This window comes from Blautia caccae (assembly GCF_040095955.1).
In the GTDB taxonomy this organism is placed as follows: Bacteria; Bacillota; Clostridia; order Lachnospirales; family Lachnospiraceae; genus Blautia; species Blautia celeris.
Genome location: NZ_JBBMFP010000014.1, coordinates 87,112 through 102,251, shown reverse-complemented (window position 1 = coordinate 102,251; position 15,140 = coordinate 87,112). Strand labels below are relative to the sequence as shown.

The following is a 15,140-nucleotide window of genomic DNA, read 5'->3' as shown; positions in this document are numbered from 1 at the left end:
AAATAAACCAATGCCAAAAGGGAGATGCTGTGCAGTCTCACAGCATCCTCCTCTGTTCCTCTTTTTCCCGACTCCTTCTCCTGTAACGAAGCGCAAGCAATACAAATGGCAATACAATCTCAGCCAGCATGATAAGGGCAGGGAAATGAAACTCCCAGGTAAATTCCCAGTATTTGAAAATCTCTCCGTTGTTATAAATCCAGGAGACAGTCCCGACAGCAGCAAGTCCTGCGGAGATTATGGATAAGAGCAGGCGGTTTGTCTTCCTGCTTCCCAGAAAACGATACATATCCAGACATGCCAGAACAAAACCGCCTGACATCATCCAATTTCCAATCATGCCTACCGTATAGCTGACAAATATGGAAGTGGGGCCATCCGCACCGCCAATCAGACTGACAGACTCCCTGAACTGCCTTTGAACCATACTCTTCATATAAAGGTTCATAGCAAGGATATATACTGCATAAACAGCCGCCGCTGCACCGAGCACTAAAAATATATATCTGAAACCGCCGGGTTTTCTCTCCGCTCCCAGCTCCGCGTTAAACCGATCCGCCACCTCTTTCGGGCTTCCCAGATCTTCCAGTATCTTATCCACGGTCCAACCGGCTTCCATTCTGGCATGGATATCCGTGCCCAGATCCGCATTGATCCTGACTTTCATTTTCAAAGGAACCTTCAGTTTTCGCTCCACTGCGTTTACATACTTTTTGATTTTTTTCTGGTCCTCTGTCATTCGTCTCCCTCCCCGCATAATTTTGAGATACAGCTCTGGAAATGGGTCCACAAATTTCTGTACTCCCCGTATGTCTCGCGGCCCTTTTCTGTTATGGTATAATATTTCTTCGGCGCCGCTCTCCCCTCTCCGTTCTGCCAGAAAGATTCTATGAGTCCGCTGTCTTCCAGACGGTAGAGAACAGGATACAGGGTACCCTCCTTCAAATCAAAAAATCCTTCTCCTCTCTGTTCCAGGTTCTGAAGAATTTCATATCCGTAAGTGCTCTTCTCTTGCACCAATCTGAGGACCACCATATCCAGGACACCTTTTTTAAGCTGCTGCGCAAACTTATTATCCATACCTGTCCTCCTTTTTATAACACTTAGTATTACTAAATACTATTATATACTAATACTATCTCATGTCAATCATTATATTTTGACACGCTCAAATTTCTGAAATTGCTGCCCGCTCTTACTTATTATATTTCCGCTTAACTGCCCTGCCCGCCAGGAATAAAATAAGCCCAGGCAAAAGGAACTCAATCCCCCTTACAGCCACGAACAGACGAAACGGAGCGGAATTACTCATCTCATCATATTGATAAAAATCCACACTGCTTCCCACACAGAACCCCACTGCCAGCAGCACGGCAAAACCATAAAATACTTTATAGATATTTTTTCTGTCCATTCATACCTCCTGCTAAGTATCTGCTGTAAATCACAGTATAACAAATCCCCCGTCAAAATGAAACAGCCCGGCATGTCTCTTTCCGAACATCCCGGGCTGTTGCCGTATACTGCGCAGTCAAGCTGCTCTCTTTGTGGGCAGCTCCGCCTTAGGCAGTACCTTATCGTGCCTGTGCATATGAAGAAACGTCCCCAGAAGAATATAATAAAGATAGAGGGCACCCCCATTGCTGAACCTGTTGACAGAAAAAAACGGAAAAAACACCTGGCTGATATCCCCAAATCCCATCATCGCCAGAAGAGAATATAATACCATCATACTAAAAGCGGTCAGCACACCGGTGCATATGATATTGCAATACTGGTTCGTCAGCTTCCTGATATCATACAGCATCCACAGAAAAACACCGATGATCAGCAGGATCATAACAAATATCCCCAATATTCCCGCACTGCCGAATAACCGCAGAAGCATTCCCGGGGTATCATCCATATCCAGGTATTTTCGGATACTCTGTGCGATCCTGTGGTTCCGGATGGCCCTGTATACCATGGGACCCCCCAAAAGCGCCAGCAGCCCGGGAAGACTCCATAATTTTATAAGGAACTCACGCCTTTTTATCCGGAACCATCCCCTGCGTACAGCAATCGTTAAGATGATTACATGCGCCAGTACGACCATGAACGTAAAAAAGTATTGCCGGGAAATCATACTGAGCAGACACACCACACCGGCAATTGCCAGCAGCCGGCGCACTTCACCATATCCACCCTTCCGGTAATAAAATGCCAGCCCGCCAAATCCGGCCACGTTACTGAACAGCATGGTCTGATATGCCGTGTCGGTCAGATGAAAGCCTGAATCCTCAACAGCCGCACCGCCGAAGACACTTATCATCATAAATACGGCACTGATTATAAAAAAGAGAAGCCAGAGCTGATAGGGCTTGGAGAAATATTCCTTCCTGTAACCACCAAAAGAGAACATGAGCAGAAAAAACAGCCCGGTACCGCGCCATAGCATATACTTAGAAACGTCGTCCGGCATTTCACCCTTAAAATACGCAATCGCAAGCACTACAGTCAGCAGGTCAATCCCTATAAAAAACAGCAGAAGCTTTACATCCAGCCGTGTTCTGTGCACCTTGTCAAGCTCAATCCCCGTCTCCACCGGGTCGCCCATCTCCTCCACGGCCCTTTCCACAGCCTCCTCCCGGCTCATTCCCTTTCTCCGGAAATATTCCGTATCCTCCTCAATATGTCCCAGCAGCTCCGTTCTGATATCTTCCCATATACTCTTGCAGCGGATCTGTTCTTCCACAGTCTTCAGATACTCATGAACCTTCATAGGCCGGCCCTCCCAGTACACGTCTGACTGCCGTTTCGTATGTCTCCCATTCTTCCTTTTTTCCGTCCAGATGTCTGTGCCCTTTTTTTGTGATCCTGTAGTATTTTCTTGTCTTTCCGCCTGCTTCCCTCTCGTACGCCTCCAGAAATCCCTTCTCCTCCAGTCCGTGAAGAAGCGGGTAAAGGGTGCCTGCTTTCAGTTCAAATACATTCTGCGACCTGTCCCTCAGCGTTTCGATCATCTCATATCCATACATTTCCCGCTCCGACAAAAGCTGAAGCAGCAAAAGCGTTGTACTGCCTGACAGCAGGCTTTTATCCAGTTTATTTGCTTCCATTACTGTTCCTCCTCTCAGCAGATGATGCCGTCTGCAGCGCCGCAATACTCACTTTCTGAACAGAGTGGCGATCATAGCTGCCACGAATATGGGCACCCACATAAAACAAAGGCCGCACAGCAGCCGCATCACAAATGTCAGGCCCGAGTCTGCCAGAAGTCCCATTCCGATACACGCCGCCAAAATACTGAAGATGAGAGCGGCTGCACTCAATATGATTTTTCCCGTCCTGGTTTTCATAAGCATTCATCCCCTTTCTTCAACCCTGACTGCAGAGGCAGAAATGAAGATCTGTCGCTGTCCGTCACTATATAGATAATCTATATATCGTTCATCTATATAGTATCACTATCCGCCCCTCTTGTAAAGCCCCACTGCTTCATTTTTACACAAAACTATTTTGTCAGCGTCACTGTTCGCTCCGTACCCGGCAGCACGTTTTGCGATAGTGCAGATATGCTTCTTTTTTTCCTGTATTCAAGAGGCGTATCCCCGGTCTTTCGCTTAAAAGCCGTAATATAGTAGCTGACTGTACAGAACCCTGTCATCTCCGCGATCTCCGATATATTCAAATCCTTCTTTTCCAGAAGTTCCATACTCCGGGAAAGCCGGTATTCCAGCAGATACTCCCAGGGAGTCATGTGCACCATCTTCTTAAAAAAACGGCAGCACTCCCCTTTGCTGATATGGGCAGAGGCCGCAAGCTGCTCCAGGGTGAATTTCTCCCTGTAATGTTCATGCAGGAAATTGAGCAGTACGGCTGTGCGCTGCTGTTCCTGCGCGCTGTAATCAATCTTCCCCCCGGCATCAAACAGATTTTCACACAGCAGCAGCCACAGACGCTGCAGATGCTCACAGACCAGCAGCTCCCTGTGCGGGGAGGCCTCTCCGAAATGGGCAAAGATCCAGGACAGATTCTCCACTGCCTCTTTTTCCCAGCATTCTCCCGTATCGGCAAAATGATAGAAGGGCCGGGCTTTCGCAAATGTCCGGTAATACTTTTCATAATAAAAGCTCCCTTTATACCCATACAGCAGAACCGGATCAAATATAATGGTGCGGTATCTGACCGTCTGCCCGCTTCCCTTTTTCAGCGTGTGGAGCGCATCCGGAAATATCAAAAAGGCCTCCCCCGCCCTAAGTCTTGTCTTTTTCTCCAGAACCTGTACCTCTGCCTCCCCTTCCAGGATCAGTGATATCTCCACCTGCTTCTGCTGGTGCCAGTTCACAAAATTATTGGCATACTCATCCAGATTGTCATAGAAAATTTCAGCCGGAAAGGAGTATGTGCCAAGCAGAAGCGTAGAACACAAATCCTTGTCCACAGGTACGATTTTATCCAACATGATTTTTCCTCTTTTCATCAATATTTTGCAATAAATAACCGATATTTTTAAAGTTTTTCATATGCAAAGTTAATATAATTATATCTATAAATATTTTTTTACACAAGGAGCAAACATTGAAAATAAAAGATGATTTCATAAAATCCCTGTTGTTTATCACGTTTCCCATTGTTCTGCAGAGTCTGCTCACCACGGCCGTAGGCTCGGCTGATGTGTTGATGCTTAGTTATGTCAATCAAACTGCGCTCTCTGCGGTTTCACTGGCCAACCAGGTACAATTTGTACTGAATCTGGTTTACGTGGGGCTTCGGACAGGCACAACGGCCATGTCAGCCCAATACTGGGGCAGGCATGACACAGCTTCCATACGGCGCCTTACCCTGGTTGTACTCCGCTTTTCCATGGGCGTTTCTCTGCTCTTCTTTCTGCTGGCCTTCTGTATGCCAAGGCAGCTTATGCATATCTTCACATCAGAGCCGGAGCTGATCCGGACAGGGGCAGAGTATCTGCGCATTATCGCTTTCTCCTATCTCTTCATGGGAATGTCACAGATCTATCTCTGCGTCCTGAAATCCATCCAGCAGGTGGGTAGAAGCGCTGTCATCGGTTCTTTCACACTGGCTGCCAATGTATTATTAAATGCCGTCTTTATCTTCGGCCTCCTGGGATTCCCCAGACTTGGGGTGACCGGAGTTGCCATAGCCACAGTCATTTCCAGAGCGGCGGAGCTTGGTCTGTGCGCAGTGGATGCGGGCCTGGTAAAGAAGATCCGCCTTTCCCGTGTGGATTTTCATGACGCAGGCGCTGTTCTGACTAAAAACTTTTTGAAATATTCCCTTCCCGTCACAGCCGAGGGCTTTGTATGGGGCGGCGCCACTGCTGTTCTCTCCGCTATCATGGGACATCTCGGCTCTGACATTGTGGCCGCCAACTCCGTGGCCTCCGTGGTACAGGGACTGGCTACCGTGGTATGTTTCGGGTTTGCCGAGGGCGGTGCGGTTCTGCTCGGAAAAGAACTGGGAAAAAGCAATTACCAAAAGGCAGGAGCCGATGCGTCAAAGCTTATGAAGGCTGCCCTGCTGAGCGGTGCTGCCGGCGCTCTGCTCATGCTGCTCTTAAAACCACTGGTCACAGATATGGTCCGCCTGTCACCTCAGGCCCTCATCTATTTGAACAGTATGTATCTGCTGCAGGCATTAAACGCAGTGCTGGCCTCCTTCACCAATACCGCCATCTGCGGCATTTTCTGTGCCGGAGGGGATACGAAATTCGGGCTGTACTGTGATTTTCTCGTCATGTGGGGTTATTCTGTACTGATCGGACTTTTTCTGGGATTTGTCTGGAAACTGCCGCCGGTCACAGTTTACATAATTATGAATCTGCACGAACTGGTTAAGACGCCGTTTGTCCTGAAACATTATAAGGGCAGAAAATGGCTGAAAAATATTACTATTTAATTTTAAGGAGGATATACACCATGACAATGGAAGAAAGAAAAGCAAAAGGACTGCTCTGGACAGACACACCGGAGGCCATGGAAGCCCAGGCGAGAGCCAGGGGACTGGTTTATGATTTCAACCACACAAGACCTGAGGAGAAAGAAAAGAGAATGGAACTGCTGCAGCAGATCTTCGGCTCTCTGGGAAAAGACGTATGGGTCGAGCCGCCTCTTACCCTGGCATTCGGCAAGACAGTTTCCATCGGGGACAACACATATATCAACTCGAATCTGACTCTTGTGGATGACTATACCATAAAAATAGGCAGCGGTGTGCTCTTTGCCCCCAATGTCACCATCAGCGCAACCGGACATCCCGTACACCATAAACTGCGCACCCACGGAGAAATGTACTCCTTCCCTGTCACCATCGGGGACAATGTATGGATCGGAAGCGGTGCTGTTATCATGCCGGGAGTGACCATTGGCAATAACTCGGTCATCGGAGCCGGAAGCATTGTGACAAAAGATATTCCCGCAGACTGCATTGCTGTGGGAAACCCATGCAGAGTTCTGCGGGAAATTACGGATGACGATTTGATCTATTATTATAAAAACCGAAGGGTGGACGAGGAAACTTCAGAATAATCACAGAACAGGCGCTGCCGGAAAGCATGCAGCCTGCTGTCTGAAGCAGCATCTCCCTGTCGCGGCAGTCAAGGGCCCGGGTCATAAGCTTACTGATATCCCCGGCCTTCTCTGCCGCCAGATTGGCAAAGAAAGAAAAGTCTGACCAGGCTCCGGGTATATAATCATCGGAAAAGCGGAAACTGAAAAACACCAGAATGCTGATTCCGGCAATCACTGCCACAGGAAAACAGATACTGCAGATTTCCTTTACCCAGCTCTTCCACTCTGCACTGCGATATGTCCGCCGAAGCCTGGCTGCGGCCAGTACAAATAAGACCCACAGGGGAGCCATGAGGAACAGGCCCCCCAGACCACAGAACAGATCACCCTCTGACTTCACTTCCGGTTCCCCCGGAAGAAGCCCCAAAAGCGTCTGCAGCGCACCGGACGCAGGCATATTTTCATATTTCACCTGCACCCTGCTGTACTGTGTTCCGGTGTCTCCCTGAATGATACATACAGCATCTGTCGCATCCAGAATTCCCCTGATCTGGTATTCTCTTCCCAGTACCTGTAACACTCCCCCGGTTCCATCCAGGTTAAGCTTCCCGGCAAGTCCTCTGCTGATCACACATCCGGCCCGGTCACCGGAGGATACCAGGCTTCCTGCACAGAGTTTTCCGGGCATGATCAAATTCATATTTCCTGCTGCTCTGATAAGCTGCGCTTCTGTCCTCTGTCCCAAAGACGCGTTTGCCGCACTCACTTCCTCCGGGTCCTTCCACAGCGTTATATCTTTTATATATCTCTTCTCATTTTCTCCGGCGTTCTTCCACCAAATTTCCATCTGCTCTCTGGTTATGGGCGCATTGCGGTACACAAGGCCAAGCTCCCCGGCGGCATGTTTTTTAAGGCCGCTGCTGCAGGAGAGGCCCATACCCGCGAAGCATACCAGGATGACAACCGCCAGCAGAAAACTTATATCTTTTCTTCTCACTCTAACCGTACCTGATTCCCCTCCTCCACATATTTACTGGATTCTGTTATGATAAGGCTGTTTCTGCCTATTGCTGACTTCACTGCCGCATTTTTATCGTCTTTGTCCAAAACAGTTACCGGAACGGACACTGCGGTGTAAACCTTGCCCAGGATGCCGTCTCTTACCTCTGCTGTCAGCACAAATGCCTGTCCCTGTGCTTCATGCAGACTGCCAAGGGGAATCACCTGTTCATAGGAACCGGATTCCCTGGATGCCTCATACGTGAAGGCTGTGCCAAGCTTCAGCTGTTTTCCTTCTATCTGTCCGCACCAGACCATTCCGCCGGATTCTGTCTGGTTCTCTCCTGCCGGGGATGCTGTATTCTGAGAGGATGCCTGTTCAAAACGCTCCGCCCTCACTGTCACAGCCTCCGTACTCCCCGAAAGCTTGACGCTGATCTTATCACCTTCCTGTATCTTACCTGCATCTTCAGGTGCTATCTGACCTTTTGCCTCCATGGTTTCAGACGCAATTATGATCTGTTCCGTACCGGCGGTCACAGCGCCTTGTGTCACACCTGCTGACTGAAAGATACCGGAGGCGCCGGCACTTACAACCCCATCTGCACTCTGGATATCTGTCAGCTTTTTAAGTTCCGCTTCTGCGCCCTGGATATCCACCTGGATTTCTTCCACACTGAGGCTGTTTGACTTTTTCTTCTTTTCTTCATTCTGCTGCGCGTTGGCTTCATTTTGGCTGGCCAGATCATACTGCTCAACCGCCTGGTTATAGGAGATGACCTGATTGTTCAGGGCGTCTGCCGCACCCTGCATTTTTTCCTCTGCTGCCTGCACTTTCTGTTCCCACTGTGCGTATTCCGACACAGAAGTGTCCTCATTCTGAGGCGCTCCGGTTCCCGTATCGGGATATTCTCCCTGGGCGTCATTCCGGCTGTCATCTCCCTCTGTACCGCTGTCTGCAGCCGGAGGAGTGTCCGGTATATTGCCGGTTTGGGCAGGCGGAGGGTTATTTGCCAGCTCCTCATACTCCGCGGCTGCCTGATCGTAGTCCGCCTGTGCCTGGGCCAGCAGTTCCTCCGCATTATTGAGGGAAATCTGTGCCTGGGCAGTCTCCGGTGTACGGGCATCCTCCTGTCCTGCCAGCTTCTGCTGTTCAAGCTGCAGATTCAGCTTTTCGATCTCCCTGTTCTTTGTCTCTATCTTCTCTGCCAGGTAATCCATATCCAACTGTACCAGTGCCTGCCCCTCCTCCACTGCTGTCTGTGGTTTCACAAGAATCTCTTTTATCTTCTGTCCCTCAGGCAGAGACTGGCTGTACTCTTCCTTTGCTGTGATCGTTCCGCTGCCCGTCACCGTCTGGGTCAGCACCCCTTTCCCCACCTTGGCTGTCTTTACCTTAGCAACGGTTATGGAGGAGGCTGCCCTTGCCACCACAGTGCAGCACAGCATCAGCACTAAAAAATATATCACTGCTTTTCCCGCTTTTTTTCTCATAACTACTCCTTTAACCCCGATGCCACGATTCCCTGCTCCAAATACTCCTGCCCCCATAAAAAGATCAACACTGCCGGCAGCATCATCACAATAGATGCCGCGAAGGAACTTCCCACCTGATCCGTTGTGATCTGCGGAAGATAGAGGGAGAGCGGCAGTTTTGCCTTTGTCTTCAGAAATGTCATAGGTGCCTCAATGGCATTCCAGTATTCCAGAAAATTCAGCAGCACTGATGCCATGATTCCCGGCATCCCAAGCGGCACTCCCACATGAAGAAAAATCTTAAGCTGCCCGGCTCCGTCCACCATGGCTGCCTCCACAAGGGCATCCGGTATGGAATGAAAAAACTTCTGCATGATGAACACCGGAAACGCCGAGAAAACCCCGGGCAGAATGATCGCCAGGTGGGTATCCATGAGTGATAAATTGGAAAGCACCAGATAACTGGATACCATGGTAACCTGGAAGGGCATGATCATTAAGATCATATATAATAAAAATAAAATTCTCCGCCCTGTAAAACGGTATCTGCCAAATGCCCACGCCGCCGGCATACCGACCAGCACCTGCCCCAGCAGAATAGGTACCACCTGTTTGACCGAATTCCAGAACATCACGAAGAAATCCGGGGAATCCAGCAGCAATTCCACATAGGGTCTTAACGTGGGATAGACAGGCAGCAGTTCCATCTGAACCGCCTGCCCGCCTCCGCCCAGCACCCCGCCGTAGGCTGCCTTCAGTTCCTCCGGTCCCATAAATGAATTTGGAAACATGACCAGCACCGGCACCCAGAACAGAAGGCAGAACATGGCCAGCACTGCCGTGCGCACTGTCTTTTTTTTATTCACTGCTCTCCTGCCTTTCGTTCCACCATTCCACCAATACCAGTATCACACTCACCGCAATTGCCATTAAAACTGCCGCAGCGCTCATTTTCTGTATATCCAGCTTGGTAAACCAGTTATTGAACAGGTGCTGCAGCATATAAATGCTCTCATGGGGATAGTCCCCCGCGATCAGATACGCCTCCCGAAACACCCTGAAGGCATTTACAAAGGACAGGACCCCTATGAGGAAAATACTGCCCTTCATCTGGGGCAGCGTAATATACCGAAAGCACTGAAATGCCCCGGCACCGCTGACTCTGGCCGCCTCATACTGCTCCTCCGGAATAGCTGAGAGCGCGGCGATCCACAGCACAATATCATACCCCATATTCTTCCACAGATAAGACCCCACCAGGATCCAGAAAGCATATCCTGTATTCATCCAGTCCTGCCCGGTCAGATGCAGCACTCCCAGCATCTGATTCACAGCGCCGTTCTGGTCAAATAAAAGCTTCCAGAAAACCACCACGGAAGCCACCGGGATTGCCATGGGCAGGAGAAATCCTGCCCGCAGTACCCTGGCAAATCCGGTGATGCTGTTTAAGAAAACCGCCGCCACAAATGACAATGCCAGAAGCAGAGGCAGACAGATGCACAGAAACCGCACCGTATTGCCCAGTGCCTGCCTGAAAGCACCGTTTTCCAGCACCTGTCTGTAATTATCCATCCCCACAAAAAGCCCGCCCACTGCCTGAAAAAAGGAACGGCGTATCACATCTCCGAAAGGCAGAAGGACAAAGACCAGCAGGCCCAGCAGACTGGGTGCCAGAAATGCGTATGCTGTTTTATTCTGACAGGTAGGTGTCCATTTTCTGGACAATTGCCTTTGCCGCTTCTGCGGATGTCTCTGTACCTTCATAACATTTCTCCACTTCTTCCATAACTGTGTCATACAGTGTCCGGTTTGGAATGAAAGGATTATCCAGTGTACGGATCAAATCCAGATAGATTTGAAGGGTCTGGCTATCGGCATTCCCGTATTCCTCCATGACTTCCTCCCCTGTCTTGGGATCTTTGAAGGAACTGCTTACAACGTCCTGCTGCGCAGCTTCTGTATCTGCGTATGCCAGCATATTCTTAAATGCGCTCTCTGTAACGGGATAGCCGTCCATTGTCTCGCTGCCCTGCACATCATCCGCCAGAAGCGCTTTTATAAATAACTCTGCTGCCTCCTGCTGCTTGGACGATGCGTTGATTCCCGCAATGGTGTACGGCACATAACAGTTATTGATAGTCTGTGGTTCAATCCCTGCTTTCTTGATGCTGTAGGCAGGATACATCATACTGCTGTAACCCTGTAATTCATATAATGATACCCTTCCATCCTTTAATGCGCTGAAATAACCCGCTGAAAAATACACATTCTTGTCTTCGTTCTCCTCCGGATCATATCCGTAAGCTTCCTCCAGCATTTTCGTATCCATATTTTCAAAAATCTTTAAGCAGTCATCTAAAAACTGTGTCATTTTCTCCTCATCAATGCCCCCATCTTCTTTTACGAGGTCCTGATACATGATAGAAAGCAGTGACTCCGCAGCAGGGGTGTGTATCGAATCTCCTAGAACCTGGGCATCCGGATTCTCATTCAGATAAGAAGTCAGGGATTCCAGACTCTCCAGAGCTTTGCCGCTGTCATCCTTGGCGGCCATAATCGGAAGTCCCACACGGGCCGGAATGCCGTAGACCTTCCCGTCTCTGTCAAGCGCCTTTCCGATATTCTCCAGCATACCGCTGTCTTTTACCAGCTCGTCCCTGAGACCGCTTATATCCATCAGGACTCCCTTTTCTATGTAGGAGTCCACCGGAAGTCTGTCTAAGATCAGCACGTCAGCACCCTCACCGTTTAAAAGTTCTGTGTTCAGGCTGCGGATATCATCCGAATTTGGCTTTTCATACTGTCCGACCGCGTAGCTGTAGTCCACTCTTATATCCGGGTTCTGGGTCTGGAACAGGCTTATGGCCTGCTCTACGGTTTTGTTCTCTTTCAGGCTGTAAACGGTCAGTGTGTTTTCCGCTGAAACAGGCATTTCCTTGTTGTAGGTGTAATGTGCCATATACAGTCTGCCCTTGTCATACTCGTTGTACAGAGCGTAAAAATCATCTTCCTCCCCACAGAAAAATGACGAAACACCAACCTCTGATGCCCCCATTTTCCCGTAAGACCCATCAAGCAGTGTCTCTATCAGATCGCCTGTTTCCTGAAAGCGGATAAGCCCTTTCTCGGTCAGTGAGTACCATGTCCCGTCAGAACCGGCGGCAATATTATAAGACTCCCCTTTCTCTTCAAGCGGTACATTTCCCACCGCTGAATAATCCTCTGTGTCATAGAAATCAACACTCTTTCCATCCTTTGCCGTCACGGCCAGTCTGTTCTGTGATGCACAGATCGTATTCTGATAATTTGACATCATGGGTTCCATATCAGCCGAAAAAACTTTTTCCCCGTCTTTGTAAATCTCAGCCTGCCCTGAACTGCCATTTCCCACACACAGACTTCCGTCTGCCAGCGCATCTATATCTACCAGCATGGCTGCATTCCCGCTCTCATCTGTTTTCAGCAGATTTTCAGGGGTAATATCTTCCCATGTATCCCCATCCGAATTATTTTTTAATACATGCCAGCCATAGGGAACATCCTCAGATGTATTCGTGGGGGTTCCCATTGCATACAGGTTTCCGTCCTGTCCATACTCAATATGGTTTACATACATCTCTGCAGATGTCAGCCCTGTTTCCTCCTGGGCTTCAGACCATTTTCCATCCTGATACTGATAGAAATAATACTTCAGACCTGTTTCCGCATTTCCGCCGGAAGTATACAGCCAGAGGGTTCCATCCTTTTCATATGCCCCCACAGGCGTTTCCCCATCCTGTACAGGCGGCTTTAAATCCTCCTCCACATAGCGCCCCATGGCCTTCTCCTGGCTGTCCTTTTTATTGTTGTCCGCTTCCTTTGTCTGTCCGCCGCATCCTGACATCAGGCCTGCTGCCATCACAAGGCCCATTCCTGCGGCCAGTATTTTTCTCCACTTCATATTAAAAACTCCTCTCTGCCGGTGATTCTGTCTGATTACCCGGCCCCTTCATCATTTAGGATATCAGATAAATCTCAAAAAGACATTTAAAGCCTGTGAGAATTTTTAAAGATTTTTTTGAGAAATGAATGGTATAATATTTGAGAGAAAAGAAACGTACTTAAAAAGGAAAGGAATGATTACCCATGCGAATTTTATTGATAGAGGATGACCAGGAACTCTGCCATGTGCTGAAGATTTCTTTAGAGAAGGCCGGATATCAGACGGATATCTGCCTGACCGGAACCGATGCGCTGTATTATGCCCTGCAGCCGGTTTACAATCTGATCATTTTAGACCGTATGCTTCCCGGCATGGACGGGCTTTCCCTCTTAAAATTGATCAGGAGCAGTGATATTACCACCCCTGTTATTCTGGCAACTGCCATTGATGCCGTACCGGAACGGATCGCAGGCCTGGACTGCGGTGCTGACGATTATATTGTAAAACCTTATGATATAGAGGAACTCATGGCACGTATCCGGGCGCTTATCAGACGACCGAAACCCATGGAGGACCACCAAAATATGGAATACGGGGATCTGACCTACCACACTGCCACCTTAAAACTCACCTGCGGAGCGCAGACACAGCAGCTTTCCCGCAGGGAATCCATGCTTATGGAGTATTTTCTGCAGAATCCGGACCAGACCATTTCCAGACAGATGCTGTATTCCCGGGTATGGGGGCCTGACGGGGAGGTGGAGGACGGGAATCTGGATACCTATATTTATTATCTCCGCAAAATTCTCAAAAAGCTGAAAAGCCGTGTCCAGGTCACCACCGCACACGGAATCGGCTATCGATTGGAGTGCCCGCCATGCTGACAACCTTCCGAAGGCGGCTGACCCTGCTTTTTGCCGGGACCACCAGCCTGATCCTGACTGTCATATTCCTCATTGTCTGGGTGTACCAGAACCATCTGTACCAGGCACAGCAGGAAAATCTGTTTCAGAATTATCTTCTGGAACTTTCCACTAAGCTGGAAGCTGATATTCATTTTTCAGATAACTGGCTCGCCTTGATGGAGGCGGAGAACCGTCTGATCATTCATATAGAAGAGAACCGCGTTCCTCTGTTTTTCCCCGGCTCCTGGGAACCGGCATCCAGCCGCAGCGAATTGATTGAAAAGGCCAGAAAAAAAGCCTTAGATGAGCAGGTGGATATCAGCCGCCCTCCCCTCACTACCTCCATGAGGAAGACTTCTGTCATGCAGATTGAGGGGGAAAAGGGGGATATCTACCAGGCGGCAGCCCTCCTGATGCCCTCAGGCAGTACCTCAAAGGCCCTGATACTTCTGCAGGATATTACGGAGATGAGGCAGCGAAAGCTTTCCCTGGGTATCTTCTTTCTGCTGCTGGATCTGGCCGGATTTGCCGCGCTTTTTCTGGCGGCCCGCCTGATCCTTGGGCATGCCATGCAGCCGATCGCGGAATATCAGCAGAGACAGACTGACTTTATTTCCGCTGCCTCCCATGAACTGCGCTCCCCGCTCACCGTCATCCAGACCAGCGCTTCTGTCATAGAGGACGACCCGGGACAGGCAGCAGCCATGTCCCAAATCATCCGACGGGAATGCAGCCGTTCCGGGAAGCTTATCCGTGACCTGCTGCTTCTGGCCTCCTCAGATTCGGGAACACTCTCCAGGAAACTGGAGGAGGTGGAGGCAGACGCCCTGCTTCTCCGCCTGTTTGAATCCTATGAGACAGTCTGCAGACAGAAGGATATCTCCCTCAAACTCCATATGCCGGATGATATTCTGCCGCCGGTCCTCTCAGACCCGGCGTATCTGTACCAGCTCTTGTCCATTCTGCTGGAGAACGCCATAACCTACGGCATACCGCCTTCCGGGGAAAAGCCCGTGATAGAACTGTCTGCCCATCAGTCCGGACGGCATATCACCCTGTCCGTCACTGACCACGGACCGGGCATTCCGGATGAAAAAAAGGAGGCCGTATTCCGCCGTTTTTACAGGGGGGACCCCTCCCGAAGCAAAAAGGAACATTTCGGACTGGGCCTGTCCATTGCCAGTGAACTGGCCCGCCAGTTAAAATGCCGCCTTACGGTCCTGGACACCCCGGGAGGCGGTGCCTGTTTCCGAATAGAATTGACAAAAACGGGAACCAGCAGCTCTTAACGCTCTGGTTCCCGTTTTCTGTGCATCTTTTCAGCTT

Annotated in this window: 16 protein-coding genes; 4 read left to right on the top strand and 12 right to left on the bottom strand. The window is 49.6% G+C overall.

The window, feature by feature from the left end; genetic code table 11:
- Positions 1–37: 37 nt before the first annotated feature.
- The 7 genes from WMO65_RS15930 to WMO65_RS15900 all read right to left on the bottom strand — a co-directional run bounded on the left by WMO65_RS15930 (position 38) and on the right by WMO65_RS15900 (position 4,444).
- Positions 38–739 carry a hypothetical protein gene (locus WMO65_RS15930; RefSeq protein WP_118743575.1) on the bottom strand — a complete coding sequence of 234 codons (702 nt, stop codon included), beginning with the start codon at positions 737–739 and terminating at the stop codon, positions 38–40.
- Entirely contained in the window at positions 736–1,080 is a 345-nt protein-coding gene (locus tag WMO65_RS15925; protein WP_118743576.1) for a PadR family transcriptional regulator, read from the bottom strand. The genes WMO65_RS15930 and WMO65_RS15925 overlap by 4 nt, the downstream gene beginning before the upstream one ends.
- A 115-nt stretch (positions 1,081–1,195) precedes the next feature.
- Complete coding sequence (locus WMO65_RS15920; protein ID WP_054351435.1) at positions 1,196–1,414, bottom strand: hypothetical protein; 219 nt, start codon at positions 1,412–1,414, stop codon at positions 1,196–1,198.
- A gap of 117 nt (positions 1,415–1,531) precedes the next feature.
- Positions 1,532–2,761, bottom strand: a complete 1,230-nt coding sequence (locus tag WMO65_RS15915; protein WP_118743577.1) for a permease prefix domain 1-containing protein — start codon at positions 2,759–2,761, stop codon at positions 1,532–1,534.
- A complete protein-coding gene (locus WMO65_RS15910) occupies positions 2,748–3,098 on the bottom strand; it encodes a PadR family transcriptional regulator (RefSeq protein WP_033139898.1) in 351 nt (116 codons plus the stop codon). Before WMO65_RS15910 ends, WMO65_RS15915 begins: the two co-directional genes overlap by 14 nt.
- Positions 3,099–3,146: 48 nt before the next feature.
- Positions 3,147–3,338, bottom strand: coding sequence for a hypothetical protein (locus WMO65_RS15905; protein WP_033139899.1), 192 nt, complete (start codon positions 3,336–3,338; stop codon positions 3,147–3,149).
- 155 nt (positions 3,339–3,493) lie between these two features.
- Entirely contained in the window at positions 3,494–4,444 is a 951-nt protein-coding gene (locus tag WMO65_RS15900) for an AraC family transcriptional regulator (protein ID WP_158588572.1), read from the bottom strand.
- 116 nt (positions 4,445–4,560) lie between these two features.
- On the opposite strand from WMO65_RS15900, the gene WMO65_RS15895 reads away from it, so the two are divergent.
- Positions 4,561–5,901 (top strand): MATE family efflux transporter, encoded by a 1,341-nt coding sequence (locus WMO65_RS15895; RefSeq protein WP_158588573.1) that lies wholly within the window; start codon positions 4,561–4,563, stop codon positions 5,899–5,901.
- Positions 5,902–5,921: 20 nt separating this feature from the next.
- Positions 5,922–6,530, top strand: a complete 609-nt coding sequence (locus tag WMO65_RS15890) for a maltose acetyltransferase domain-containing protein (protein ID WP_118743580.1) — start codon at positions 5,922–5,924, stop codon at positions 6,528–6,530.
- Here the strand turns inward: WMO65_RS15890 and WMO65_RS15885 are convergent.
- From WMO65_RS15885 to WMO65_RS15865, 5 genes are read right to left on the bottom strand one after another with little or no spacing between them, the layout of a single operon-like run.
- Positions 6,466–7,509 carry a hypothetical protein gene (locus WMO65_RS15885; RefSeq protein ID WP_349064465.1) on the bottom strand — a complete coding sequence of 348 codons (1,044 nt, stop codon included), beginning with the start codon at positions 7,507–7,509 and terminating at the stop codon, positions 6,466–6,468. The two genes, WMO65_RS15890 and WMO65_RS15885, sit on opposite strands and share 65 nt — an antisense overlap.
- Complete coding sequence (locus tag WMO65_RS15880) at positions 7,506–9,005, bottom strand: HlyD family secretion protein (protein ID WP_118743582.1); 1,500 nt, start codon at positions 9,003–9,005, stop codon at positions 7,506–7,508. The genes WMO65_RS15885 and WMO65_RS15880 overlap by 4 nt, the downstream gene beginning before the upstream one ends.
- A gap of 2 nt (positions 9,006–9,007) precedes the next feature.
- Entirely contained in the window at positions 9,008–9,814 is an 807-nt protein-coding gene (locus WMO65_RS15875; protein WP_052099068.1) for a carbohydrate ABC transporter permease, read from the bottom strand.
- A 31-nt stretch (positions 9,815–9,845) separates the two neighbouring features.
- Positions 9,846–10,751, bottom strand: a complete 906-nt coding sequence (locus WMO65_RS15870; RefSeq protein WP_243107817.1) for a carbohydrate ABC transporter permease — start codon at positions 10,749–10,751, stop codon at positions 9,846–9,848.
- On the bottom strand, positions 10,678–12,927 hold the full coding sequence (locus WMO65_RS15865; protein WP_148391893.1) for an ABC transporter substrate-binding protein: 2,250 nt from the start codon (positions 12,925–12,927) through the stop codon (positions 10,678–10,680). Before WMO65_RS15865 ends, WMO65_RS15870 begins: the two co-directional genes overlap by 74 nt.
- Before the next feature lie 185 nt (positions 12,928–13,112).
- Here WMO65_RS15865 and WMO65_RS15860 point away from each other — a divergent pair, with 185 nt between their 5' ends.
- Entirely contained in the window at positions 13,113–13,793 is a 681-nt protein-coding gene (locus WMO65_RS15860; RefSeq protein WP_033139907.1) for a response regulator transcription factor, read from the top strand.
- Positions 13,787–15,103, top strand: a complete 1,317-nt coding sequence (locus WMO65_RS15855) for a sensor histidine kinase (protein ID WP_148391892.1) — start codon at positions 13,787–13,789, stop codon at positions 15,101–15,103. Before WMO65_RS15860 ends, WMO65_RS15855 begins: the two co-directional genes overlap by 7 nt.
- Positions 15,104–15,140 lie beyond the last annotated feature (37 nt).

Coding starts and splice junctions, on each gene's coding strand:
- WMO65_RS15930 (WP_118743575.1), bottom strand. CDS start 739: ATGACAGAGGACCAGAAAAAAATCAAAAAGTATGTAAACGCAGTGGAG.
- WMO65_RS15925 (WP_118743576.1), bottom strand. CDS start 1,080: ATGGATAATAAGTTTGCGCAGCAGCTTAAAAAAGGTGTCCTGGATATG.
- WMO65_RS15920 (WP_054351435.1), bottom strand. CDS start 1,414: ATGGACAGAAAAAATATCTATAAAGTATTTTATGGTTTTGCCGTGCTG.
- WMO65_RS15915 (WP_118743577.1), bottom strand. CDS start 2,761: ATGAAGGTTCATGAGTATCTGAAGACTGTGGAAGAACAGATCCGCTGC.
- WMO65_RS15910 (WP_033139898.1), bottom strand. CDS start 3,098: ATGGAAGCAAATAAACTGGATAAAAGCCTGCTGTCAGGCAGTACAACG.
- WMO65_RS15905 (WP_033139899.1), bottom strand. CDS start 3,338: ATGAAAACCAGGACGGGAAAAATCATATTGAGTGCAGCCGCTCTCATC.
- WMO65_RS15900 (WP_158588572.1), bottom strand. CDS start 4,444: ATGTTGGATAAAATCGTACCTGTGGACAAGGATTTGTGTTCTACGCTT.
- WMO65_RS15890 (WP_118743580.1), top strand. CDS start 5,922: ATGACAATGGAAGAAAGAAAAGCAAAAGGACTGCTCTGGACAGACACA.
- WMO65_RS15880 (WP_118743582.1), bottom strand. CDS start 9,005: ATGAGAAAAAAAGCGGGAAAAGCAGTGATATATTTTTTAGTGCTGATG.
- WMO65_RS15875 (WP_052099068.1), bottom strand. CDS start 9,814: ATGTTCTGCCTTCTGTTCTGGGTGCCGGTGCTGGTCATGTTTCCAAAT.
- WMO65_RS15870 (WP_243107817.1), bottom strand. CDS start 10,751: ATGAAGGTACAGAGACATCCGCAGAAGCGGCAAAGGCAATTGTCCAGA.
- WMO65_RS15865 (WP_148391893.1), bottom strand. CDS start 12,927: ATGAAGTGGAGAAAAATACTGGCCGCAGGAATGGGCCTTGTGATGGCA.
- WMO65_RS15860 (WP_033139907.1), top strand. CDS start 13,113: ATGCGAATTTTATTGATAGAGGATGACCAGGAACTCTGCCATGTGCTG.
- WMO65_RS15855 (WP_148391892.1), top strand. CDS start 13,787: ATGCTGACAACCTTCCGAAGGCGGCTGACCCTGCTTTTTGCCGGGACC.